The 22316-nt window shown below is 66.1% G+C and carries 21 protein-coding genes and 1 tRNA gene; 12 read left to right on the forward strand and 10 right to left on the reverse strand.

Translation table 11 applies throughout. The annotated features are described in order from the left end of the window. Positions 1–39 precede the first annotated feature (39 nt). Entirely contained in the window at positions 40–2919 is a 2880-nt protein-coding gene (locus tag ACWIKC_RS01775) for a CHAT domain-containing protein (RefSeq protein ID WP_454598429.1), read from the forward strand. A gap of 55 nt (positions 2920–2974) precedes the next feature. Here the strand turns inward: ACWIKC_RS01775 and ACWIKC_RS01780 are convergent. Continuing rightward, a tRNA-Ser gene (locus tag ACWIKC_RS01780) sits at positions 2975–3065 on the reverse strand. 214 nt (positions 3066–3279) lie between these two features. Here ACWIKC_RS01780 and ACWIKC_RS01785 point away from each other — a divergent pair. Both ACWIKC_RS01785 and ACWIKC_RS01790 read left to right on the forward strand, forming a co-directional pair. Beyond that, on the forward strand, positions 3280–4122 hold the full coding sequence (locus tag ACWIKC_RS01785; protein ID WP_454598430.1) for a DUF1134 domain-containing protein: 843 nt from the start codon (positions 3280–3282) through the stop codon (positions 4120–4122). 103 nt (positions 4123–4225) lie between these two features. Continuing rightward, positions 4226–5407, forward strand: coding sequence for an amino acid aminotransferase (locus ACWIKC_RS01790; RefSeq protein WP_454598431.1), 1182 nt, complete (start codon positions 4226–4228; stop codon positions 5405–5407). 37 nt (positions 5408–5444) lie between these two features. Here ACWIKC_RS01790 and ACWIKC_RS01795 read toward each other — a convergent pair whose 3' ends face one another. From ACWIKC_RS01795 to ACWIKC_RS01820, 6 genes are all read right to left on the reverse strand, one after another. Continuing rightward, positions 5445–6062 (reverse strand): riboflavin synthase, encoded by a 618-nt coding sequence (locus ACWIKC_RS01795; RefSeq protein ID WP_454598432.1) that lies wholly within the window; start codon positions 6060–6062, stop codon positions 5445–5447. 132 nt (positions 6063–6194) lie between these two features. Then, a complete protein-coding gene (ribD, locus tag ACWIKC_RS01800) occupies positions 6195–7166 on the reverse strand; it encodes a bifunctional diaminohydroxyphosphoribosylaminopyrimidine deaminase/5-amino-6-(5-phosphoribosylamino)uracil reductase RibD (RefSeq protein ID WP_454598433.1) in 972 nt (323 codons plus the stop codon). Beyond that, on the reverse strand, positions 7147–7629 hold the full coding sequence (locus ACWIKC_RS01805; RefSeq protein WP_454598434.1) for a hypothetical protein: 483 nt from the start codon (positions 7627–7629) through the stop codon (positions 7147–7149). The genes ribD and ACWIKC_RS01805 overlap by 20 nt, the downstream gene beginning before the upstream one ends. 73 nt (positions 7630–7702) lie before the next feature. After that, positions 7703–8446 carry a M48 family metallopeptidase gene (locus ACWIKC_RS01810; protein WP_454598435.1) on the reverse strand — a complete coding sequence of 248 codons (744 nt, stop codon included), beginning with the start codon at positions 8444–8446 and terminating at the stop codon, positions 7703–7705. Continuing rightward, positions 8443–8913, reverse strand: coding sequence for a YcgN family cysteine cluster protein (locus ACWIKC_RS01815; RefSeq protein WP_454598436.1), 471 nt, complete (start codon positions 8911–8913; stop codon positions 8443–8445). The genes ACWIKC_RS01810 and ACWIKC_RS01815 overlap by 4 nt, the downstream gene beginning before the upstream one ends. Further along, on the reverse strand, positions 8901–9515 hold the full coding sequence (locus ACWIKC_RS01820; protein WP_454598437.1) for an SCO family protein: 615 nt from the start codon (positions 9513–9515) through the stop codon (positions 8901–8903). Before ACWIKC_RS01820 ends, ACWIKC_RS01815 begins: the two co-directional genes overlap by 13 nt. 113 nt (positions 9516–9628) lie before the next feature. On the opposite strand from ACWIKC_RS01820, the gene ACWIKC_RS01825 reads away from it, so the two are divergent. The 5 genes from ACWIKC_RS01825 (at position 9629) to ssb (ending at position 13737) form a co-directional block, all read left to right on the forward strand. Next, positions 9629–10219: an ankyrin repeat domain-containing protein gene (locus ACWIKC_RS01825; RefSeq protein WP_454598438.1), complete on the forward strand. Its 591-nt coding sequence runs from the start codon at positions 9629–9631 to the stop codon at positions 10217–10219. Positions 10220–10221: 2 nt separating this feature from the next. Continuing rightward, positions 10222–10905, forward strand: coding sequence for a COQ9 family protein (locus ACWIKC_RS01830; protein WP_454598439.1), 684 nt, complete (start codon positions 10222–10224; stop codon positions 10903–10905). 53 nt (positions 10906–10958) lie between these two features. Then, on the forward strand, positions 10959–11225 hold the full coding sequence (locus ACWIKC_RS01835) for a FeoA family protein (protein WP_454598440.1): 267 nt from the start codon (positions 10959–10961) through the stop codon (positions 11223–11225). Continuing rightward, positions 11222–13069 (forward strand): ferrous iron transporter B, encoded by a 1848-nt coding sequence (feoB, locus tag ACWIKC_RS01840; protein WP_454598441.1) that lies wholly within the window; start codon positions 11222–11224, stop codon positions 13067–13069. The genes ACWIKC_RS01835 and feoB overlap by 4 nt, the downstream gene beginning before the upstream one ends. Before the next feature lie 116 nt (positions 13070–13185). Then, positions 13186–13737 carry a single-stranded DNA-binding protein gene (gene ssb / locus ACWIKC_RS01845; protein WP_454598442.1) on the forward strand — a complete coding sequence of 184 codons (552 nt, stop codon included), beginning with the start codon at positions 13186–13188 and terminating at the stop codon, positions 13735–13737. 21 nt (positions 13738–13758) lie between these two features. On the opposite strand, the gene ACWIKC_RS01850 is transcribed toward ssb, so the two are convergent. Together ACWIKC_RS01850 and ACWIKC_RS01855 are read right to left on the reverse strand one after the other, a co-directional pair. Next, positions 13759–14280: a YceD family protein gene (locus ACWIKC_RS01850; protein WP_454598443.1), complete on the reverse strand. Its 522-nt coding sequence runs from the start codon at positions 14278–14280 to the stop codon at positions 13759–13761. After that, a complete protein-coding gene (locus ACWIKC_RS01855; protein WP_454598444.1) occupies positions 14277–14801 on the reverse strand; it encodes a ubiquinol-cytochrome C chaperone family protein in 525 nt (174 codons plus the stop codon). The genes ACWIKC_RS01850 and ACWIKC_RS01855 overlap by 4 nt, the downstream gene beginning before the upstream one ends. 214 nt (positions 14802–15015) lie before the next feature. Between ACWIKC_RS01855 and ACWIKC_RS01860 the strand changes: the two genes are divergently transcribed. The 4 genes from ACWIKC_RS01860 (at position 15016) to ACWIKC_RS01875 (ending at position 20450) form a co-directional block, all read left to right on the forward strand. After that, positions 15016–15492, forward strand: coding sequence for an outer membrane protein assembly factor BamE (locus ACWIKC_RS01860; protein ID WP_454598445.1), 477 nt, complete (start codon positions 15016–15018; stop codon positions 15490–15492). Positions 15493–15549: 57 nt separating this feature from the next. After that, a complete protein-coding gene (gene hslV / locus ACWIKC_RS01865) occupies positions 15550–16125 on the forward strand; it encodes an ATP-dependent protease subunit HslV (RefSeq protein WP_454598446.1) in 576 nt (191 codons plus the stop codon). Positions 16126–16186: 61 nt separating this feature from the next. Continuing rightward, complete coding sequence (gene hslU, locus ACWIKC_RS01870) at positions 16187–17488, forward strand: ATP-dependent protease ATPase subunit HslU (protein WP_454598447.1); 1302 nt, start codon at positions 16187–16189, stop codon at positions 17486–17488. A 130-nt stretch (positions 17489–17618) separates the two neighbouring features. After that, positions 17619–20450, forward strand: a complete 2832-nt coding sequence (locus ACWIKC_RS01875; protein ID WP_454598448.1) for a M16 family metallopeptidase — start codon at positions 17619–17621, stop codon at positions 20448–20450. On the opposite strand, the gene ACWIKC_RS01880 is transcribed toward ACWIKC_RS01875, so the two are convergent. Further along, positions 20451–22280 carry an ABCB family ABC transporter ATP-binding protein/permease gene (locus ACWIKC_RS01880; protein WP_454598449.1) on the reverse strand — a complete coding sequence of 610 codons (1830 nt, stop codon included), beginning with the start codon at positions 22278–22280 and terminating at the stop codon, positions 20451–20453. Between the last annotated feature and the right edge of the window lie 36 nt (positions 22281–22316).

Consider the following 22316-nt stretch of genomic DNA (forward strand, 5'->3'; position numbering starts at 1 on the left):
ATGCGGACTATTGCTTCTATTGTTACTCTTTCCATTGCCATGGCGTGGGCGGGTACGACACCGGCGTTCGCACAAGACACGGTCGCTCCTATCGCGATCGACGATCCGGCCGCCGCCAAGGCCGCTGCCGAGGCAATAGATCCGCTGGCGCAGGCGGCCGAGGCGGAAGAGGCCTGGGCCCTCTATCTCGAGGTGGTGCGGGAAGCCGGCGGACCGGCCGCCGAACAGGCCCTGGCGCTCAACCGCATGGGGGAGTCGCGCTACTACCAGCAGAACATGGCGGGCGCGCTCGAAGCGGCGCTCGAGGCGAAGACACTGCTCGAGGACGCGGGCGAGACCGATGGCGAGGCGATGGCGGAAGCGCTGGCTAACGCCGCGGTGTTCCATGGAGCGACCGGCAATCCCGAATTGCAGCTGCCGCTACAGGAGCGCTCGCTCGCCATTCGGACCGCGCTGTACGGCACCGATCCGTCGGGGCTGGAGCCCCCCGCTGCAAAGGCGCTCGGGCTCGGATATCTGAACTATGCCCACGCGCTCTACGAAGCGGGGCGTTTCGGCGAGGCGGCGGACTACGTCCTGCCTTCGATCGACGGGTTGATCCAGGGCCAGTTGACCGATGCGACGCTGTTCGTCGCGATGTCGAGCGGCGCGAACATGCTCGTCGATGCGGGTCGCCTGGGCGAGGCCTTGACGCTGGCGCAGGAGGGCGTGACCAAGGCGACCGAGCTGCTTCCCGAAGGTCACCCCTTCATGGGGTTTGCGCAAGGGACGCTCGCCAAGGTGTTGCTAGAAGCCGACCGATACGAAGAAGCCGCTTCGCCCGCCCGCGAAGCGCTCGACATCATGAGCGAGAAGCTGGGGCCCGATCACCCCAACACCATGGCCGCCTTGCACAATCTCGGGGTCATAGCGGCGCGATTGGGCCGTTATGACGAAGCCATCGAATTGATGCTGGCCCGCCAGGCCAAGCTCGGGGAGATCGATTCGGGCGAGCAGATCAACTCCCTGGCTTCGGCCTCCAACGCCGCTCATGAGGCGGGCCGGGATGGGCAGGCGATGGAGCTGGCCCTGCAAGCCGCCGCAGTCGCCGCAACGCGCCCGCCCGAGGATCAGAAGGCCATCAACGGCCTGCTCGCCCTGACCTATCGTCAGGAGGAAGCGGGCAATTATGCAGAAGCGCTGGCCGGCCTCGACAAGGTCGCCGCGCGCCTTAGGGCACCGGGCGAGGAGACCTCCGATCCCGATATCGAGATCCGCCGCGGTCTGCTTGCGATCCGCACGGGCGCGGTCGATGCCGGCTGGCAGCGGGTCGAGGACGGCACGCAACGCTTGACGGCCGACATGGTCCGCGCTGCCGACCAGTTCGATCTCGGCGCCGACCTGCCCAGCTATTATGAAACGATCATGCAGGTGGCCGAGGCGGCGATCGTGGCAGGCCAGCCCGACGATGCGCTCAAGGCGTTCGAACTGGCGAGCTGGGGCGTCAACGCGCGAGCGCGCCAATATCTTGCGCTACGCCAGAGCGTCGGCGACGATCCGGATGCCGTTGCGCGCATCGACATGCTGAGGCGCGGGACAGAACAGCTGCGGGTGCTCAATCGCGAACGCGCCGCGATGCTGGGGGCCAACCGCACTGCAGACGCCGAGGACCGCCGTTCCCGGATCGAGACCCTCGAAGCCGAAATGGCCGCTGCGAAAAAGGGACTGGCTTCGATCCGGCCCGATTTCGCTCGCTGGCTGCAGCCCGAGGCGATCACCGTACAGTCCATCCAGAGCAGGCTGCAGGAGGGCGAGGCCCTGCTGATCGCCATGCCCGCCCGCCATCGCACCTTCAGCATGGCGATCACGCGCGACCAGGTCGCGATGGGAGAGAGCGCAGAGGGAAGGCCCGCTGTTCGCGCGCTGGTGGCGCAATTGCGCGATGCGTTGGACGGGCCCGGTCGCACCGGGGAGGCGTTCCCCGTGGCGGCATCGGCGCACCTGCACGACATCGTGATGCCGCCTGCGGTCGAGAAGGCTCTCGACGGCCAGACGCGCGTTGCGATCGTGACCAGCGACGCGCTTTCGCGGCTGCCCTTCGCCCTGCTGCTGCCTTCGCTTCCCGAGGGCGAGACTGCGGATTATGCGGCTATGGACTGGCTTGCCCGCAAGTTCGCCTTCTCCATCGCGCTGACACCCTCGGCGGCCTTCGCAGCACGCGACGATTCCGCTGCGGATGCCAGCTTTCTGGGGATCGGCGCGCCTGCCCTGGCCGGCGCCCAGGGCGCGCAGATCGATCCCGCCCAGCTCTATCGCTCGGGAAGTGTTTCGGTCGACGATGTCCGCAATCTGCCCGCGCTTCCGGCAACGGCCGGGGAAGTGGCCGAAGTCGCGGCGGCGTTCGGTGCCGAACGCAGCGTGGTGCTGACCGGCGGCGCCGCATCGGAACGCAGGGTCCGCGAGGAAAGCGCCGCCGCGCATGAAACCGTCCTGTTTGCCACGCACGGGTTGATGGGCGGCGAGATCGGCGGCCTGCGCGAGCCGGCGCTGGTGCTCACCCCTCCAGCGGACGCGGGCGATACCGCGAATGACGGCTTGCTCCAGGCGAGCGAGATTGCGGCGCTGGATTTTGCTGCCCGGTTCGTGATCCTGTCGGCCTGCAACAGCGCCGCGGGACGCCATGACACCGCGCCCGCCTATACGGGCCTTGCCAACGCCTTCCTCGGCTCGGGCACGGATGCGTTGATGCTGTCGCATTGGCGCGTGCGAGACGATGCCTCGGCGAGGCTCAGCGTCGAAACCGTCAAGGGAGCACGCTTGGGCCTCACGCGGGCAGAAGCCCTGCGCAAGGCACAGCTCACGCTGATCGACGGGGGCAGCGGACTGCCCGACGCCTCGCATCCGGCAGTCTGGGCACCGTTCGTGATTATCGGCGACTAGAACCGCCTAGTGGTGCGCCGCGCCGAAGTCTCAACTCGAAAAGAAAATGGGAAAGTGGCGGAGACGGAGGGATTCGAACCCTCGATACCCGGTTGGGGTATGGTTCCTTAGCAGGGAACTGGTTTCAGCCACTCACCCACGTCTCCGCAACGGACGCATCACGACCGCGAGGCGCGCGCTATAGCCAGAGCTTTGCCCGCCTTCAAGGGGCTTGGCACCGGGGCGCCCGATTAGCGCTCCCAGGACCAAAACGATTCGCTTCGGCCCGTTTTGGATTCGGTTCATCGCTCACTCATTGCCGGTCAGCAATTGGAGGGTTCTTGTCGAATGCCGATCTATGCCCGCAGGGAGGGGCGCATCATGACCAGACCCGCCAGCCTTGCTCGCCGTTTCAACGTATCCTTCGTGGCTGCCGCCGCGGCGCTCGGATTGTTCGCCAGCCCGCTTTCCGCGCAGCTCGAGTCGGTCGATCCGAACGAAGCGCTGCAATACCCCATCGATGGCGATCTGGTAGAGGCACCGGGCGACCAGTCGGTCTATGCCGATCCGCAACCAGCCGCCCCCGCTGAAACCTATACGGCCGGCCCGACCGTCGGCGTCGATCCGAACGTTGCGCCCGCCTGGAGCGAACCCTCTCGGCCGGGCGCCGCGGTCGGCAGTTATGACTCGAGCCCCGCTGCGAGCAACAATGCTATCCCGCCGGTGGTTGCCGAAGCCGAGCAAACCTATCGCGAAGACGATCTTATCGGTGCCGCGCAGGGTGTGTTCGGCGATGGTGCCAAGGAAGTCGCCACCCTGATCCGCCGGCTGCTGGCCGACCAGGGCGAACCCAATGCCTATATCGTCGGACGCGAGGCGAGCGGCGCATTCATCGTCGGCGCGCGCTATGGTTCGGGCACGCTCTATCACAAGGTCGAGGGCGAACGGCCCGTCTACTGGACCGGTCCCTCGATCGGTTTCGACGCGGGCGCGAATGCCGGCAGCACCTTCGTGCTGGTCTATAACCTCTACGACAGCGAGGAATTGTACGAGCGCTATCCAGCGGGCGAAGGCCAGCTCTATGCGGTCGGGGGCATGACCGCCTCCTATATGCGCAAGGGCGATGTGGTGCTGATCCCGATCCGGGTCGGTGCGGGGCTGCGGCTGGGCATCAACGCCGGATATATGAAGTTCTCCAAGGAACAGCGCTGGCTACCCTTCTGATCGCTGCCGACGACAGGGCGGGCTTGCCCGAGCGATAGAACGCTGGACCGGTGGCAGGCGTTTTCCTGTTGCCGCGTTCCATTGCTACCGGCATGGACGCGCCATGCTCGAAAAGCTCCAGTCCCAACCCGCCGATGCGCTGCTAGCGCTGATCAAGATGCACGCCGACGACGAGCGCGAGGACAAGATCGACCTCGGCGTCGGGGTCTATCGCACCGGCGAAGGTGCGACGCCGGTGTTCTCCGCCATCAAGGGGGCGGAGACCAGGCTGCTCGAGCAGCAGGATTCCAAGAGCTATCTCGGCCCCGAAGGCGACATGGGCTTCGTTCAGGCGCTGATGCCCTATGTCTTCGGCAAGAATGCGACCATGGATGGCCGCATTTCCGGAATGCAGACCCCAGGGGGCACCGGTGCGGTCCGCCTCGCGCTGGCGCTTGCGCAGCGCGCCGGCGCGGCCCGCGTCCACCTGGGCCTGCCGAGCTGGCCCAACCACGCGCAAATCCTCGAGGATCTGGGGATGGACGTGGTCTCATTCGAACACGCCAATCCCGATGGCAGCGCCAATCTCGCCGCGCTGATTGCAGCCATCGATGGCGCTGCTCCGGGCGATCTGGTGCTGCTCCACGGCTGCTGTCACAATCCCACCGGGATCGACTACGCGCCCGAGGATTGGGCTGTCATCGCCGAGGCGCTGGAGCGCAATGGCGTGCTACCGCTGCTGGACATCGCCTATCAGGGGCTTGGCCGCGGGCTGGACGAGGATGTCGCCGGGGTACGCAGCGTGCTCGCCGCCGTGCCCGAGGCGCTGATCGCCTACAGCTGCGACAAGAATTTCGGCCTCTATCGCGACCGCGTGGGTGCCTTCTATGTCATGGCGCAGGATGGCGGTTCGCTCGACACGATCCTGTCCAACGCCAATGCATTGGCGCGAGCGACCTGGTCGATGCCGCCCGACCATGGCGGAGCGGCGGTGCGGATCGCGCTGCGAGACCCCGATCTGACGAAGGAATGGCGCAGCGAATTGGACGGCATGCGCGGACGGATGCGCGATGTTCGGCGCAAGCTCGCTGCCGCCGATGGCGATGCGCCCGGTCTGAATCTGGCCGCGCTGACCGAGCAGAACGGGCTGTTCGCCGTGTTACCGCTCAACCGGGACCAGATCGCCGCATTGCGCGATGAACACGCGATCTACATGGCCGGCTCGGGCCGGATCAACATTGCGGGACTGCATGACGGCAATATCGGCAAGTTCATCGCTGCGCTGGCGGATGTGACGCAACGCTGATCCGCGCCGCCGGAATCCGGCTCAATTCCTGCCGAGGCTAATTCTGCAGGCTCTGCATCCGCTTGAGATAGCGCGCCAGAACATCGATCTCGAGATTAACCGCATCACCCTCGGAAAGCGATCCCAGCGTGGTGACCTCTGCCGTGTGAGGAATGATGTTAAGCGCGAAATCGCAGCTGCCATCGGGCCGGTCGCGGACATCGTTAACGGTCAGCGAGACCCCGTCCAACGTGATCGATCCCTTGGGCGCGATGAAGGCGGCGAATTCGGCGCGGGCGCGAATAGCCAGCCGGGTCGAACCGCCGTCGACTTTTGCCAGCTGGACGGTGCCGGAGGTGTCGACATGGCCGGTGACCATATGGCCGCCGAGTTCGTCGCCAAGCCGGAGCGCGGGTTCGAGGTTGAGCCGCCGCCCTTCCTGCCACATGTTCGGAACGCTGCGCGACACGGTTTCTCCCGATACATCGACTGCGAACCAGGCGTCTCCCGCCTTTCCGCCGCGTTCGACCACAGTCAGGCAGACGCCCGAACAGGCGATCGAGGCACCGATATCGATGGTCTCGGGGTCGAAGGGGCAGCTGACCGTCACCCGCCTGTCGGCCCGATCCTCGACGCTGGTAATCGTGCCGATGGCGGTGACAATTCCGGTGAACATGGTCGTGTCTCCTCGCGCCATCTGGCGCTTCGATTGCATATTTGCCGCTGCTTGTCCCTGGAGGGGGAGGCAGAGCTCGATCGCGCTGGTAAGCTTAGCTGCCCGTGCTGCCAAGCGCAGGCAAGGTCGAACCTAATACCTCCGCGCAAAGCCTTCATAGCTGTCCTGACCGAGCCGGCGACGTTCGACCAATGCCCAGCGGCTGTGCGCCTCGGCGAGATCGGCCAGACCGATGTCATCAATCGCGGTGATGCCTTCGCCGACAATGATCGGGGCGCGATAGATATCGAGCCGGTCGACCAGATCGGCAGCCAGAAAGGAAGCAGCGGTCTTACCGCCGCCTTCCACATAGAGATATTGCGTGCCGGGGAGCACAGCGATGTCCTGCGGCGTAGCGATCGTCCGCACCCCCTCGATGGCGCGTGAGGTCAGCACGACCGGCTCGGGACTGCGGCCTTCGAGACCGCGCAGGCGGACATCGAGCCGGGGTCGGTCTGCGCGCCAGGTGCCGCCGCCGACCAGAATGGCATCGGCCAGCGCGCGGCGCGAATGGACATGCGCGCGCGCCGCCTCTCCGGTAATCCAACGGCTCTCACCCGAGGGCAGCGCGATCTTTCCATCGAGCGACAGCGCCAGCTTGAGTGTGACATGGGGGCGGCCAAACCGGGCGCGGGTCAAATAGCCTGCCAGGCTGTCGCGAACAGCGGCCAATTCGACCAATTCCTCTGCGATACCGGCATCGCGCAGCCGGGTGAGCCCGCTTCCCGCAGTGCGCGGATCGGGATCTTCGCAGCCGATGACCACCCGCGCGACACCCGCTTCCGCCAGCAGATCGGCACAGGCTGGTCCGCGATCCGAGAGGTGGGCGCAGGGTTCGAGCGTGACATAGGCGGTGGCGCCATGCGCCGCGGTGCCGGCTTCGGCCAATGCGATCGCTTCCGCGTGGGGCCGACCACCCGGACGGGTCCAGCCGCGTCCGACGACGATACCGTCCTTTACGAGGATCGCTCCGACTGCAGGGTTGGGCCGGCTCGAAGGGCGTCCGCGCAGCGCCAGTCGCGCGGCGGCCGTCAGCCAGCGCGCGTCACTCGGCTGCAGCGTCAATTGCGGTGCCCGCCTGAGTATCGGTCTGTGCGTCGATCGGGATGCCTGCCTGTTCGAGCATGCGGAGGCGCTCGGGCTCCTCGCGCGCCCGGTCTTCGGCGATCTGGCGCTCCATCGCATCGACATCGATACCGGTCGCGCGTCCCAGCGTGCGGTACATGTCCTGTATCTCGGCCTCGCGCGCCGCGCGCCGCGCTTCCCATTGTTCCTTGAGCCGCTGGTTCTCCAGGTTCGAGGCGATGATCTCGGCCTCGCTGCGCCCTTCGGCGAAGGTGGAGATAATTGAGACCTGGGGACGTGCCGGCGGGCCGATCACCTGTTCCTGCGTCACCCAGAACATCAGGGTAAAAGTGCTCAACAGCGATGCCGCCAGAATCGGCCAGCGATAGGGGTTTGGGCGTTTGAATTCGCTCCAGAGATCCTGGAGGCCGCCGACCGGGTTGAGACGCGATTTGATCCGCATGGTGCTGAAGATAGGGGGTCTCGCGCGAAGTTACCAGCCGACTGTGGTCAGGCTGTGGCTGTGGCTGGAGGCACTACCCGAAATCGGCGTAGAGCCCACGACCATGCGCTCTCAGCCAGCCGTCGGCAGCGGTGAGATCGTCCTCGTAGATTTCGCGCAGCAGACCGTGAAAGCCCGGGCTGTGGTCGAAATGGACGAGATGCGCGGTCTCGTGCGCCACCACCGAACGGCGGATCGCGTCGGGCGCCTGCACGAGCCGCCAATTGACCCGCACCACGCCCTTGCTCGAGCAGCTGCCCCAGCGCCGCTGCGCGCGGGTCAGTCGCAGATCGGGCGCTGAGAGTCCGGCGCGGGCGCAGTAATGCGCGAGGTCCGCACGCATCAGCCGTACCGCCTCGGCCTCGAGCCAGCGATGCAGCCGGTGTGGCAGCGTGTCGCGCGGGCCGCCGAGCCGGATCGCGCGCTCCTCCTGCGCCGGCTTACGTGGCGCACCCTCGTCCCAACGGATCGCGAGCTCGTCGCCGCGATAGCGGATCGTGCCGCGCGCGACCGGGTCTGCCGCTTGGGGCACCTTGGCGAGCTGCGCCTCCAGCCATTCGCGGCGGATTGCAGCAAAGGCCACCGCATCAGCGCTGCGGCACCAGCGTGGCAGGGTAATGCGCACCGCGCTGCCATCGGGTGCGAGCCGCAGCGTCAGGCGTGTGGCGCGCGGATGGCGATTGAGCGCGATGGGCAGGGTCCGGCCCGACAATTCGATCGTATGAACCACAGAGGGCTTGGCGGGGCGGTGGTAATCGTCGCGCAGCCACTCGATCATGCCGCGTCGTCCCAGCGGCCACCGCCCTCATCGTCCCATTCGACCACATGGTGTTCGAGTGGGCCCGCATCGATTTCGCTGACCACGCGACCGGCGACCGAAACGCCCGCACGGACTACCGCCTCCCGATCACCCGAGAGCAGGTAATGCCAGTCGGGCAGCGGGCGGCCCTCGGCGCGGCGGCGATAGGCGCAGGTGGATGGCAGCCATGGCACGTTGTCGACGATCTTGAGCGTCAGCCGCAGGCAGTCGGGCACGAAGCTCTTGCGGTTGGGATAGTCGCGACAGGTCGCGCTGGCGCAGTCGAGCAGGCGACAGGCGACATTGGTCTCCTCGATCCGGCCGGTGTCCTCGTCCTCCATCTTGTGCAGGCAGCAGCGCCCGCACCCGTCGCACAGGGCCTCCCATTCGGGTCGGCTGAGCTCGGCCAACGGGCGCTCCCAGAAGCGCTCCCTCAGCGCACCCATTTGTCCAGCTCCTCGGCCACCGCCTCGGGCCCCAGATCGGTCGGCAGGATGGCCAGCGGCTCGCCCGCTGGGCCGAACAGATAGGTGTAGCCCAGATGATCCATCAGATAGCCGCCGCCGGGCTGCTCCTCGCCTTTGGAAAAGGTCGTGCCGAAATCGCTGGCGACCTGCTTGAGCACTTCGGTTTCGCCGGTCATGCCGATCAGCCGCGGGTGGAAGCTGTCGGTGAATTCGCGCAGAACCTCGGGCGTATCGCGTTCGGGATCGACGCTGATGAAAAGCGGTTGAACCTTTGCACCGCGCTCGGGGCTGTCGCCCTCGAAGCGCTTCAACCCGGCCATGGCGCGCTGGACATCGGTCGGGCAGATGTCGGGGCAATACGCATACCCGAAATACAGGATTCGGTACTGGCCGTCGAAATCGCTCCAGCGCACCGTATCGCCGGTCTCGCCGGTCAGTTCGAAGGGGGCGCCAATCGCCGCGCCCTTGAGCGGCGGATCGCCTGCATCTACGGGCGCACCCGCGGAATCGCAGCCAGTCAGGGCGGCGAGCAGGAGCAGCGGGGCGGGGAGGGCGAGCGACAACGCTTTGCGGTGGGCCATAGCGTTGCAATTCATGCTCTGCTAACGCTGGCGGCACAAGGGCTTTGCCCGATGCAAATGCGAAAAACATGCGAGGTTGTGAGGTGAAGCTGCGGGTCGGAACGAGATACGGATTGGCTGTTGCGCTCGCCGGAGCGCTGCTGGCAGGGCCGTTGGTGGCGCAGAATTTCTCCGAGGGCTATCAGTTCCTTAAAGCGGTTGCCGAGCGCGAGGGCGAGACCGTGACCGAGATGCTCAACCAGCCGGGTACGGTGATCGCCAATTCGCGCGACATCACCAGCGGGCGCACGGCGATGCATATCGTGGTGGAGCGCCGCGATCTGACCTGGATCCGCTTTCTCGCCAGCAAGGGTACCAATCCCGACATTGCCGACAAGAAGGGTGTCACCCCGTTGCAGATCGCGTCGAACCTTGGCTTTCTCGAGGGCGTCGAAGCGCTGCTCGAAGCGGGCGCGCGGGTAGACCAGAGCAATGCCGCGGGCGAGACCCCGCTGATTTCCGCGATCCACCGCCGCGATGTCGCCATGATCCGCTTGCTGCTCGACAAGGGCGCCAATCCCGACCGCAACGACAACTCAGGTCGTTCGGCGCGCGATTATGCGGCGCTGATCGTCGGCGGTACCCAGATCATGGATGCCATCGCGCAGGCCGACAAGGATCGTAGCGCGGACGGCGCGCAGGAATCCTACGGGCCAAGTCTCTGATCATGGCCAGCAACGCTCCCCATCCGGCCGCAGACCCCAATGAGATGACGCTCGACGAATTGCGGCTGCATCTCGCGCCGCTCCTCGCCGATGCGGCGGCCTTCGACGGTTGGACCGACACCGCGCTCGCCATGGCTGCGCAACAGGCTGGCGTGGATGCCGATGTCGCGCGGCTGGCCTACAAGGGCGATGCGATGGACATGATCGGCGCCTGGATCGAGACGATCGATGCGGCGATGGCCGATGCGTTGCCGCCCGCGACGCTGGCGCAGATGAAGATCCGCGAGCGGATCCGCAGCCTGATCCAGTTCCGTCTGGATGCCGTAGCGGGGCGCGATGAGGCTCTGCGCCGCGCGATGGCGATCATGGCAATGCCGAAGAATGTCGCCAGCGCGCTGCGCACCGGCTGGCACAGCGCCGACGTCATGTGGCGGCTAGCGGGCGACACCGCGACCGATTACAACCACTATACCAAGCGCGCCACGCTCGGTTCGATTTACGGCGCGACGCTGGCGGTCTTTTTGGATGACGAGAGCGAGGGCAAGGCCGAGACCCGCGCCTTCCTCGACAGAAGGATCGACGGGGTGATGCGGTTCGAGAAGACCAAGGCGAAATGGCTCAATTCCGACCGCGACCGCTTCAGCGTTACGCGCTTCCTCGGGCGGCTGCGCTATCCCGCGCGCTGATGCGCTATTGATAATCGGTTGCAATTAGCACCTGGCTCTGGCAGCGCGCCGCCATGACATTGGACGGGCTCGAATACGGTAGGTCGGCGCGAATTGTGGCGGTCGCGTGGGATCGGCTGGCGAGCGACGAGGCCAAGCGCCTGCGTGCGCTGGGCGTGGATGAGGGCGCCGAACTCACGGTGATCCATCGCGGCGTCTTCGGGACACGCGACCCGCTGGCGCTGCGGCTGGGCAATATGACCATCGCGCTGCGCCGCTCGCATGCCCTAGCGATCGAAGTCGAACTACTCGACGGCGCTACCAATGAGGTGGCGGCATGAGCCGGCATCGCACTGCCGCGCTGGTCGGCAATCCCAACTCGGGCAAGAGCGCCCTCTTCAACGCACTGACCGGTGCGCGCCAGAAGATCGCGAATTATCCCGGTGTCACGGTGGAGCGCAAGGCAGGGCGTCTGACGCTGCCCAGCGGCGAATCGGTCGAATTGCTCGACCTGCCGGGCTCCTATTCGCTCGATTCGGCGAGCCCCGACGAGGAAGTGACCCGTCAGGTGGTCGAGGGCAGCTTCGAGGGCGAGAAGGTCCCCGACGTCATCGTACTCGTGCTCGATGCCGCCAATCTCGAACAGCATCTGGTGTTCGCTCAGGAAGTGCTCGAGCTTGGGCGACCGACGGTGATCGCGCTCAACATGGTCGATCTTGCCGAGCGCGACGGGCTGACGCTCGATCCCGCGGCGCTGTCCGAAGCGCTAGGCGTGGCGGTGATCCCGACCGTTGCGGTGCGGCGCAAGGGTATCGCCGAGCTCGGTCAGGCAATCGCCGAGGCGGAGCGTCACGCGGATGAAGACCCGCAACGCCAGTCGCATCTGACGCTTCCCGAGCGGCGCCTGTCGGCCAAACACATCGCGCGCGGTGCGATCCTGTCGAAGTCGACTCGTCACACCGTCGAGAACGGCGTCGACCGGGTGTTGCTCAACCCCTGGGTCGGCCCGCTGTTCCTGTTCGCGCTGCTGTTCGTGGTGTTCCAGGCGGTGTTCGCCTGGGCAACGCCCTTCGCCGATGCGCTGGAAGGGGTGGTCGGCACCTTGAGCGGCTGGGCCGGGGCGCTGCTGCCCGAGGGCCTGGTGCGCGATTTCGTCACCGAAGGCGTCCTGGCGGGCGTCGGCTCGGTGGTCGTGTTCCTGCCGCAGATCATAATCTTGTTCTTCTTCATCCTGCTGATGGAGGCCAGCGGCTATATGGCGCGCGCGGCCTTCCTGATGGACCGGCTGATGGCGGGTGTGGGTCTGTCGGGGAAGAGCTTCATACCGCTGCTTTCCAGCTTCGCCTGCGCCATTCCCGGCATCATGGCGACCCGTTCGATCTCGGACCCCAAGGACCGGCTGACCACCATCCTGATCGCGCCGCTGATGACCTGTTCGGCGCGGCTGCCCGTCTATGCGGTGATCATTGCCGCCTTCATCCCCCAGACCAGTGTGGGGCCGGGGATCGGCCTGCAGGGGCTGGTGCTGTTCGTGCTCTATCTGGCAGGCATCCTCGGCGCGATGGTGGTGGCGCTGGTGCTGCGCGGTACGGTGACAAAGGGTGCGGCGAGCGGCTTCATCATGGAAATGCCGCGCTACCAGATGCCGCGGCTGCGCGATCTCGGCATCGGGTTGTGGCAGCGCGCCTGGGTGTTCCTGCGCCGCGCGGGCACAATCATCTTCGTCGCCACGATCGCACTGTGGGTGCTGCTGAGCTTCCCGCAGGCGGAGCCAGGCGAAAGCCAGCTCGACGCCAGCATCGCCGGAACAATCGCCGACGGGCTTCACCCGATCCTCGCCCCCATCGGGTTCAATCGCGAGATCAGCCTGGCGATCATCCCGGCAATGGCGGCACGCGAGGTTGCGGTTTCCGCGCTGGCGACGACCTATGCAGTCGAAGCCGAAAACGAGGACCTGGCCGCCGAGGGTGTGACCGAACGGATCGCCGATCTGTGGACCCTGCCCACAGCGCTGGCCTTCCTCGCCTGGTTCGTCTTTGCCCCGCAGTGCCTGTCGACGCTGGCGGTCGCGCGGCGCGAGACCAATGGCTGGAAATGGCCCATGTTCATGGTCGCCTACCTGTTTGCGCTGGCCTATATTTTCGCCGGGCTGACCTATTGGGGCGCGGTGGCGCTGGGTTGGTAGGCCCTTCGGTCGAAGGGCCGGCCCCAACCAGCCTTGTGCACACGGCGCTCTGCCCACTGGCTAGCGGGCGCGGCTTTCGATAGGCCTCTCCGGGAACAGACAAAGGACGCGAATCGATGGCCGGTAGCCTCAACAAAGTCATGCTGATCGGAAACCTCGGGCAGGATCCCGAGATTCGCAGCTTCCAGAACGGCGGCCGGGTGGCAAACCTGCGCATCGCCACCAGCGAGAACTGGAAGGATAAGAACACTGGCGAGCGCCAGGAGCGCACCGAATGGCACACGGTGGCGATCTTCTCCGACGGGCTCGTCAACGTGGTCGAGAAATTTCTCAAGAAGGGCAGCAAGGTCTTCGTCGAAGGCAAGCTGCAGACCCGCAAGTGGCAGGACCAGAACGGCCAGGACCGCTATTCGACCGAGATCGTGCTGCGCGGCTTCGACGGTACGCTTACCATGCTCGACGGCCCCGGTGGCGGTAGCGGCGGCGGTGCTGGAGGCGGCGGCGGACAGCGTTCGGGCAGCTGGAGCCAGGATGGCGGCCAGTCCTCGGGCGGCGGCGACAATTGGGGCGGCGGTTCGGCTGGCGGATCCGGCGGTAGCTCGGGTGGGAGCGGCAGTTCGGGCGGTAGCTCGAACTACGACGATCTCGACGACGACATCCCCTTTTGAGCTAAACCCCCTGCGCCGCGCTCAGTCTTTCTTGAGCGCGGCCAGCGCGGCGAAGGGTCCGCTTGGCGCAGTGTCCAGCAATCCCGCCTTCTCGCGTGTGTTCCCCGCATTTGGGCCCTCGGCATAGGGATCGATGGCGAGGCCGAAGCTCTGCGCGATCGCCTCGCCCAGATCGAACGACTGGCCTTCGTAATAGATTTCATCCGGTTCAGCGGCGTCGAGTACGACCTCTTCCTCGGGATCGAATTCGGCCTGCTCGCTGGCGGGGACGAAGCGCATCGCGAGCGGTTCCTCGATCCGGTTGCGAAAAGCTTCCCCCGAGATCGCGCAGAGCTGCTCGATCGCCGCGGTCAGCCGACCCGTGGCCACCACGATCCTGCCCTCCGGCGCGAAACGCACTTCCACCTCGAGCGAGTGGACAGCTTCAATTGCGAAGCGGCGCGCCAGCGCGGCGCGCTCGCTCTCGTCGGCCGTTACCTTCAGCGGTTCGCGCGGCAGGCGATCGAGCTTGACGATCCGTTCGAATTCCCCGGTCACGTTCATGGCATTGTGCCTTCCAGCAGGCGGTCGGCATCGGTGGCCGCCAGCCTGGACTGCAGCGCGAGCAGACGATGCGCGAGCAGTTCGGCGCGCGTCTCGTCCGCAAGCGTGACATTGCGGCGCGCCGCGGAAGCGAGCGCATCGATTCGCGCAGCGTTCTGTTCGCCCAGCGCATCGCGATAGGCGCCGATCCGGCCCCCCAGCGTTTCCATCAGCCTGCCGATCTTCTTGCCGACCATCAGGTCGCCCACGCCCGACTGGCGCAGCTGGCCATCCATGTCCTCGACGAACAATTCGGTCAGCAGCCCGGTCTGCGCCGCCAGCATGCGATCATTCTCCATCCGCAGCAACACCAGCGCCAGCGCCGCGGTGATCATGTCGAAGCGCCCCTCAAGCGTGTCGTCCACGCCGCATTGCGCATACCATTCGGGCTCGCGGGCGATTTCGACGGTGCGATGCCACAGCGGGCGCAGCGCTTCGCGCGGATCTGCGCGGGGGCGGAAGAGTCGGGAAAGAAAGGTCATCGGGCTCCGGATCGGCAGAAGTGTCGGCGACACCATGTTCAGCGGCAATTCAAGCCGCGGCTTTCAAGCGCGGCACTGCAGGCCCTGCGCCGACCATGCGAGGCTCGCGCATTGCAAGCGAGCGCACGGCGGCTTAAGGCGGGCGCACCACATATAGGACGCGCGGCGGCCCCGGCCAAGCCGCGCCACGGCAATTGGAGTTCGAGTGAGTCTCATGCGCGCAAACGGTCGCCTCGCCTGCAAGGCATTTCTGGTCGCGGGCACGGTGCTCGCGCTCTCGGCCTGTACCTCGATTCGCGAACCGCGCGGCTATATCGTCGACGGTTCGCTGGTGAATGTCATTCAGCCGGGCATCGACAACCGTCGCTCGGTCGAACAGACGCTCGGTCGGCCGACCTTCACCAGCCAGTATGGCGAGCCGACCTGGTATTATGTGTCCAGCACCACCGGGCGTCGGCCCTTCGTACGCCCGACCATCCAGCAGCATTCGGTGCTGGCGGTAAAGTTCGACGCGGCTGGCAATGTCGTCGCCTCGGATCGCAGCGGGATCGAAAAGGTGGTCTATCTCTCGCCCGAAAGCGATTCGACACCGACGCTCGGTCGCGAGCGCAGCTTCCTGGAAGACCTGTTCGGCAATATCGGTACCGTCGGTGCGCCGGGTGCCGGGGGCGGCCCTGGTCCGGGCGGCTGACCCCTCAGCCTTCGGTATCGCGCTTGACCGTGCGGGCGCGCTCCCCATATCGCTCGCATGGCTGACACAGACTCTCGCCACGGGCTGATCCCTTGGCATTCCACCACCATCATCGGCGTCAAGCGCGGCGGTACCACGGTCATTGCCGGGGACGGGCAAGTCTCCATGGGCAATACCGTGATGAAGCCCAATGCGAAGAAGGTCCGCCGGATCGGCGCCAAGGACGACAATGGTGTGGAGACGGTGGTTGCCGGTTTCGCCGGGGCGACCGCCGATGCCTTCACCCTGTTCGAGCGGCTCGAGAAGAAGCTCGAACAGTATAACGGCCAATTGCTCCGCGCCGCGGTCGAGCTGACCAAGGACTGGCGGATGGACAAATACCTCCGCAATCTCGAGGCGCTGATGATCGTGGCGGACAAGGAGAACCTCCTTGTCCTCACCGGCAATGGCGACGTGCTCGAACCCGAGGGTGGGATCGCCGCGATCGGTTCGGGCGGCAATTTCGCGCTCGCTGCCGCCAAGGCGCTGTCCGATTACGAGGACGATCCGGAAAAAATCGCGCGCAAGGCCATGGCTGTGGCGGCGGATGTCTGCGTCTTCACCAACGGCAATGTGACGCTCGAAACCGTCTGACCGCTCGTTCTAGTCCGCGCCTTCCCCATGGTGCTCATCCCAACGGAAAACTGTCGAACCTATGATCCAAGCCCTCACCCCCAAGGCGATCGTCGCCGCGCTCGACGAACACATCATCGGTCAGAAGGACGCCAAGCGCGCAGTCGCCGTCGCGCTGCGCAACCGCTGGCGCCGCCAGCAGCTCGGCCCCGAACTGCGCGACGAGGTGACCCCCAAGAACATTCTGATGATCGGCCCCACGGGCTGCGGCAAGACCGAGATCAGCCGGCGGCTGGCGAAGCTCGCCGAAGCGCCCTTCGTCAAGGTCGAGGCCACCAAGTTTACCGAGGTCGGCTATGTCGGCCGCGATGTCGAACAGATCGCCCGCGACCTGGTCGAGGAAGCGATCCGGCTCGAGAAGGAGCGCCGCCGCGAGGCGGTGCGCGAATCCGCCAGCGAGGCGGCGATGGATCGCCTGCTCATCGCGCTGGTCGGCGACAACGCGTCCGAAGCAACCCGCGAGGCCTTCCGCGAGCGGATCGTCCAGAACGCGATGAACGACACCGAGGTCGAGATCGAGGTGCGCGATGCGCCCAACAAATCGATGGATATTCCCGGCATGCCCGGCGGCGTCGGGATGATCGACCTGTCTGATATGCTCGGCAAGGCGATGGGCAAATCCGCCGCCAAGCGCCGCAAGCTCAAGGTTCCCGATGCCTGGGACAAGCTGGTCGAGGAAGAGGCCGAGAAGCGGATGGACCAGGACGATGTCGCCCGGGTCGCGCTCGAGAACGCCGAAACCAACGGGATCGTCTTCCTCGACGAGATCGACAAGATCGCGGTTTCCGATGTGCGCGGCGGTTCGGTGAGCCGCGAGGGCGTCCAGCGCGATCTGCTGCCGCTGATCGAGGGCACCACGGTGGCGACCAAATACGGGCCGATGAAGACCGACCACGTATTGTTTATCGCCAGCGGCGCGTTCCATGTCGCCAAGCCTTCGGACATGCTGCCCGAACTGCAGGGCCGGCTCCCGATCCGGGTCGAGCTGCGCGCACTGACCGAAGAGGATTTCGTCCGCATCCTGTCCGAAACCCGCGCCAATCTGGTCCAGCAATACTGCGCGCTGATCGGCACCGAGGATGTCACGCTCGCTATAACCGAGGACGCGGTGGCCGAAGTCGCGAAGATCGCCGCGCAGGTCAACGAGACCCTCGAGAACATCGGCGCCCGCCGTCTGCAGACGGTCATGGAGCGGCTGCTCGAGGAAATCAGCTTCGAGGCCGAGGAACACGCCGGCGAGACGGTGACGGTGGATGCCGCCTATGTCCGCGAGAAGCTGGCCGAGCTTGCGGGCGATGCGGACTTGAGCAAGTACATCCTCTAGGCGTGCGGTTCCCCGCTGTTTGCCGAGTGCTCATGGCGCTTGGCAGAACGGACCGCGTCACGGATTGCGTTGGGCCGGGGGCTCGTTAGGGTGTCGTCCCATCAGACATTCTGGATGGGGGCCAAACCATATGTTTCGCAGTTTTCTCGCCGCCGGCGCAGCCACGCTCGCGCTGACCACCGCCATGCCCGCGATCGCGCAGGCGCCTGCCGAGGGCAATGCAGCGCTCTCCGCACCCGAAATCGAATTCACCGAATGGACGCTCGACAACGGGCTGCGGGTGATCGCGATCGAGGATGCCGGGACCGCGCAGGTCACGACCTCGCTGTGGTACGAAGTCGGCTCGAAGCACGATCCCGAAGGGCGCAGCGGCTTCGCGCATCTGTTCGAACACATCCTCAGCCGCAAGACCGAGAACATGCCCTACAACATGATCTACGGGCTCACCGCGGATGTCGGCGGCACGCGCAACGCCTCGACCGGGAGCGACCGGACCAATTATTACGAGACCGTCCCGGCACAATATCTCGAGACCATGCTGTGGACCCACCGCGAACGCATGTTCAAGCCGGTGATCGACCAGGACGTCTTCGACAAGGAACGCGACGTGGTGAAGGAAGAGCTTCGCCAGCGCGTACTGGCACCGCCCTACGGCCGATTCGCGCGCTTCGTGCTTCCCGAAAACACCTATGATGTCCTGCCCCAGCGCCGACCCGGAATCGGCTCGATCGAGGAGCTCGATTCGGCAACGCTCGACGATGCCCGCGCCTTCCACCAGGCCTATTACGGCCCCGACACGGCGACGCTGATCGTCGCCGGCAATTTCGAGATGGCCGATCTGCGCGCGCTGGTGGGCGAGTATTTCGGCGACATTCCCCGTCGCGCCGCGCCGGTCGACCTTGCCATCTCCACGCGCGAGCCGGCGCGCACCAGTCCGCGCAGCTTCGTCGCCACCGCGCCCAATGTGCCGCTTCCGGTCGCCGGCACGCTGTGGAAGGCGCCCGAGTCGGGCCATCCCGATGCCGCCGCGCTCGAGGTACTCGCCGCGATCATGGCGCGCGGCCAGAACAGCCGTCTGTATGATTCGCTGGTCCGCGGCGGCAAGGCTGTCGATCAGTCGATGTTCTATTCCCAAAGCGAAGAGGGCGGCGGCGTCGCCGGCTTCGCGATCACCAATCCGCAGGCCGATGTCGACGAGGTCGACGCCATCCTCAAAGCCGAGTTCGAGCGCATCCGCAGCCAGCCGGTAAGCGAGGCCGAACTCGCCGAGGCCAAGAGCGAGCTGTTCTCCGATTCGCTCAGCCGTCGAGAAACCGCGCGGGGGCGGGCCTTCGAACTGGGCGAGGCGCTGGTCTCGACCGGCGATCCGCGCGCTGCCGATAAGCGGCTGGCGGCGATCGGGCAGGTCACCGAGGCGGATGTGATGCGCGTTGCCGCGCAATGGCTCGACCCGCAGGCGCGCATCGACATGCGCTATGTCGCGGGCGAGGAAAACCCGGCGGCCTATGCCAACCCGGTTCCCATGCCCGAATTCATCATACTGCCGCCGGCCACCGGCGAACCTCTGGCCGTACTGCCCGATGGCGAGCGCGAGGAACCGCCGGCAGCCGGTTCGACCCCGTCCGTCGAGGCGCCCCGGATCGTCGAACGCACGCTCGCCAACGGCATAGAGGTCGTCGCCGCGCAAACCGGCGATGTTCCGATCGCGACCATGACCGTCGTGGTGCCCGGTGGCTCGCAGAGCGATCCGCGCGCCAAGGCCGGGCTTGCCAACATGGCAGCAAGTCTCGCCGAGCAGGGCACCCCCACGATGGACGCGCAGGAAATCGCGCGGCGACTCGAGAGCCTCGGCGCAAGCTTCGGCTCGAGCGCGGGTTCGGCTGGTTCCTACTTCAGCCTGACCGCACCGGTCGCCAATATGGAAGCAGCGGGCCGGGTGCTCTCCGAAGTCATCCGCAACGCCTCCTATCCGGTCGATGCCTTCGAGCGTGAGCGCAAGCGCGGGATCGACGGGCTGCAGGTGAGTCTCAAGGATCCGGGCGAACTGGCGCGGATGGTTTCGCGACCGGTGCTCTATGGCGATGCCCCCTATGGCAGCGTTCCCGGCGGGACGCAGGCCAGCCTTGCGGCGATCACCCGCGAGGATCTGCTCGCGCATCGCAACCGCTACTGGCACCCCGCGCGCACGCAGGTGATCGTCAGCGGCGGAATTGCGGCGGAACAGGCGGTCGCGCTGACCGAGACGCTGCTGGGCGACTGGCAGGTCGATACCGCGCCGCCCGAGGAAATCGCCAATCCAACCGGCACGGGCGAGCCTGTGCGCACGGTGGTGGTCAACATGCCCGATGCCGGGCAGGCGGCGGTCTATGCCGGGATGCGGGCGCCCTCGCGAACCGATACCGATTACTACGCCATCGAACTGGCCAATGCGATCCTCGGCGGCGGCTCGAGCGGTCGGTTGTTTGAAGAAGTGCGGACCAAGCGTTCGATCAGCTATGGTGCGGGTAGCGGGCTGGGCACCGATATATTAGTCGCCTCCTCGCAGACGCAAAACGCCACTGCAGACGAGGTGGTGCAGGTCTTCCTCGACGAATTCGACCGGCTGGGGGGCGAGGCGATCGCCGCCGATCTGCTCGACCGGCGCCGGCTGTTCCTGGGTGGCGGCTATGCGCGCAGCCTGGAAAGCTCGTCGGGCTTCAACGCCATCGTCGCAAATCTGCTGCTCGACGGGCTCGAACCCGCCGAAGCGGCACGCTATGCCGAGCGGCTCGGCAATGTCTCGCCCGAGGCCGCGGCCAAGGCAGCGGCGGATTACGTCGGCGCGGACAAGGCCACGATCATCGTGGTCGGCAAGGCCGACGAGTTCCTCGATAACCTGCGCGCGATCCGGCCCAATGTCGAAGTGATCGAGGCGGCCGATCTCGACCTGTCGCGGCCGAGCCTGATCGGCGCCGCGCAGTAATCAGTCGGTGGGCTGGGCGGTCGAGGCGTGGGGACGACGTTCGGCCGCCTGGCGCTGCCACATTTCTGCATAGAGACCGTCGTGTCGCAGCAATTCGGCGTGCGAACCGCTTTCGGACACGCGGCCGTGGTCTAGCACGATGATCCGGTCCGCCCCGGCGATGGTCGAGAGGCGATGCGCGATGGCGAGCGTGGTGCGCCCCTTCGACACGCGTTGCAGCGTTTCCAGAATGTCCTGCTCGGTGCGCGAATCGAGCGCGCTGGTAGCCTCGTCGAGGACCACGATCGGCGGGTTTTTGAGCAGGGTGCGCGCGATGGCGACGCGCTGCTTCTCGCCCCCCGAGAGCTTGAGCCCGCGCTCGCCGACCTCGGTGTCGAACCCCGCAGGTAGCCGTTTGATAAAGGGCAGGATCGCGGCATCGCGCGCGGCCTGTTCGATCTGCTCAGGACTGGCGCCCTCCTGGCCATAGGCGATGTTGTAGCCCACGGTGTCGTTGAACAGGACGGTGTCCTGCGGGACGATGCCGATCCTGGCGCGCAGGCTGTCCTGGCGGACCCTGGCGATATCCTGCCCGTCGATCAGGATGCGCCCGCTCTGCGGGTCGTAGAAGCGGAACAGCAATCGCGCGATCGTGCTCTTGCCAGCACCCGATGGGCCGACAATCGCCAGCGTGGTCCCGGCGGGCACCTCGAAACTGAGGCCATGCAGGATCGTGCGATCCGCATCATAGCCGAATACGACATTTTCGAAGGTCACCGAGGGGCGGTTGACCACCAGCGCCGGGGCGCCGGGGACATCCTCGACCTCAACCCCGGTGTCCATCAGGTTGAACATCTGCGCCATATCGACCAGCCCTTGCCGGATCGTGCGATAGACCACGCCGAGCAGGTCGAGCGGGCGGAAGAGCTGGAGGAGGTAGGTGTTGACGAACACCAGATCGCCCACGGTCAGATCGCCCTGGCTCCAGCCCCAGACGGTGTAGGCCATGGCGCCGGCCATCAGCGCATTGGTGATCAGCGCCTGGGTGATGTTGAGCAGACCGAGCGAGGTGTCGGACTTGATCGCCGCTTCGGAATAATCATGCGCTGCCCGGGCGTAGCGCTCCTCTTCGCGGTGTTCGGCGCCGAAATATTTGACCGTCTCGTAATTCAGCAGCGAGTCGACGGCGCGCGACAGCGCGGTGCCGTCGAGATCGTTCATCTCGCGGCGCAGATCGGTGCGCCATTCGGTGATCCGCTGGGTGACGAAGATATAGCTCACCACCGCCAGCGCGGTGGCCGCAACCAGCCCGAGTCCGAAATTGAGGTAGAAGATCACCCCCACCGCGATCAGCTCGATGAAGGTCGGAGCGATGTTGAACAGCAGGAAATAGAGCATGGAATCGATGCTCTTGGTGCCGCGCTCGATAATCTTGGTGACCTCGCCCGTGCGGCGCGAAAGGTGGAAGCGCAGCGACAGCCGGTGCAGCCGCTGGAAAACGTCGACCGCCAGATTGCGGGTCGCCTCCTGGCCGACGCGCTCGAACACGATGTTGCGCAGATTGTCGAAGACGGTGGCGGAGAAGCGCCCCAGGCCATAGGCCAGCACCAGTGCGAGCGCGACCATCACCGCCTCGTTGGCCGGCGTCGACATGGCATCGACCGCGCCCTTGTAGGCGAACGGGAGCGCCAGCATCACGCCCTTGGCCAACAGCACCAGCAGCAGTGCGATCGCGATCCGGACCCGCAGCTGCGGATTGTCGCACGGCCAGAGATAGGGAAGGAACCGCCGCAGCGTCGCCCAGCTCTCGGCGTCGCGCGGGGTGCTGGAATTTATCGTGTCGGGAGGCATGGGTAGCGCATTTGGGGCGGCTTGACGCTTTGCACA

It is taken from the genome of Qipengyuania sp. SM2507 (genome assembly GCF_053714505.1).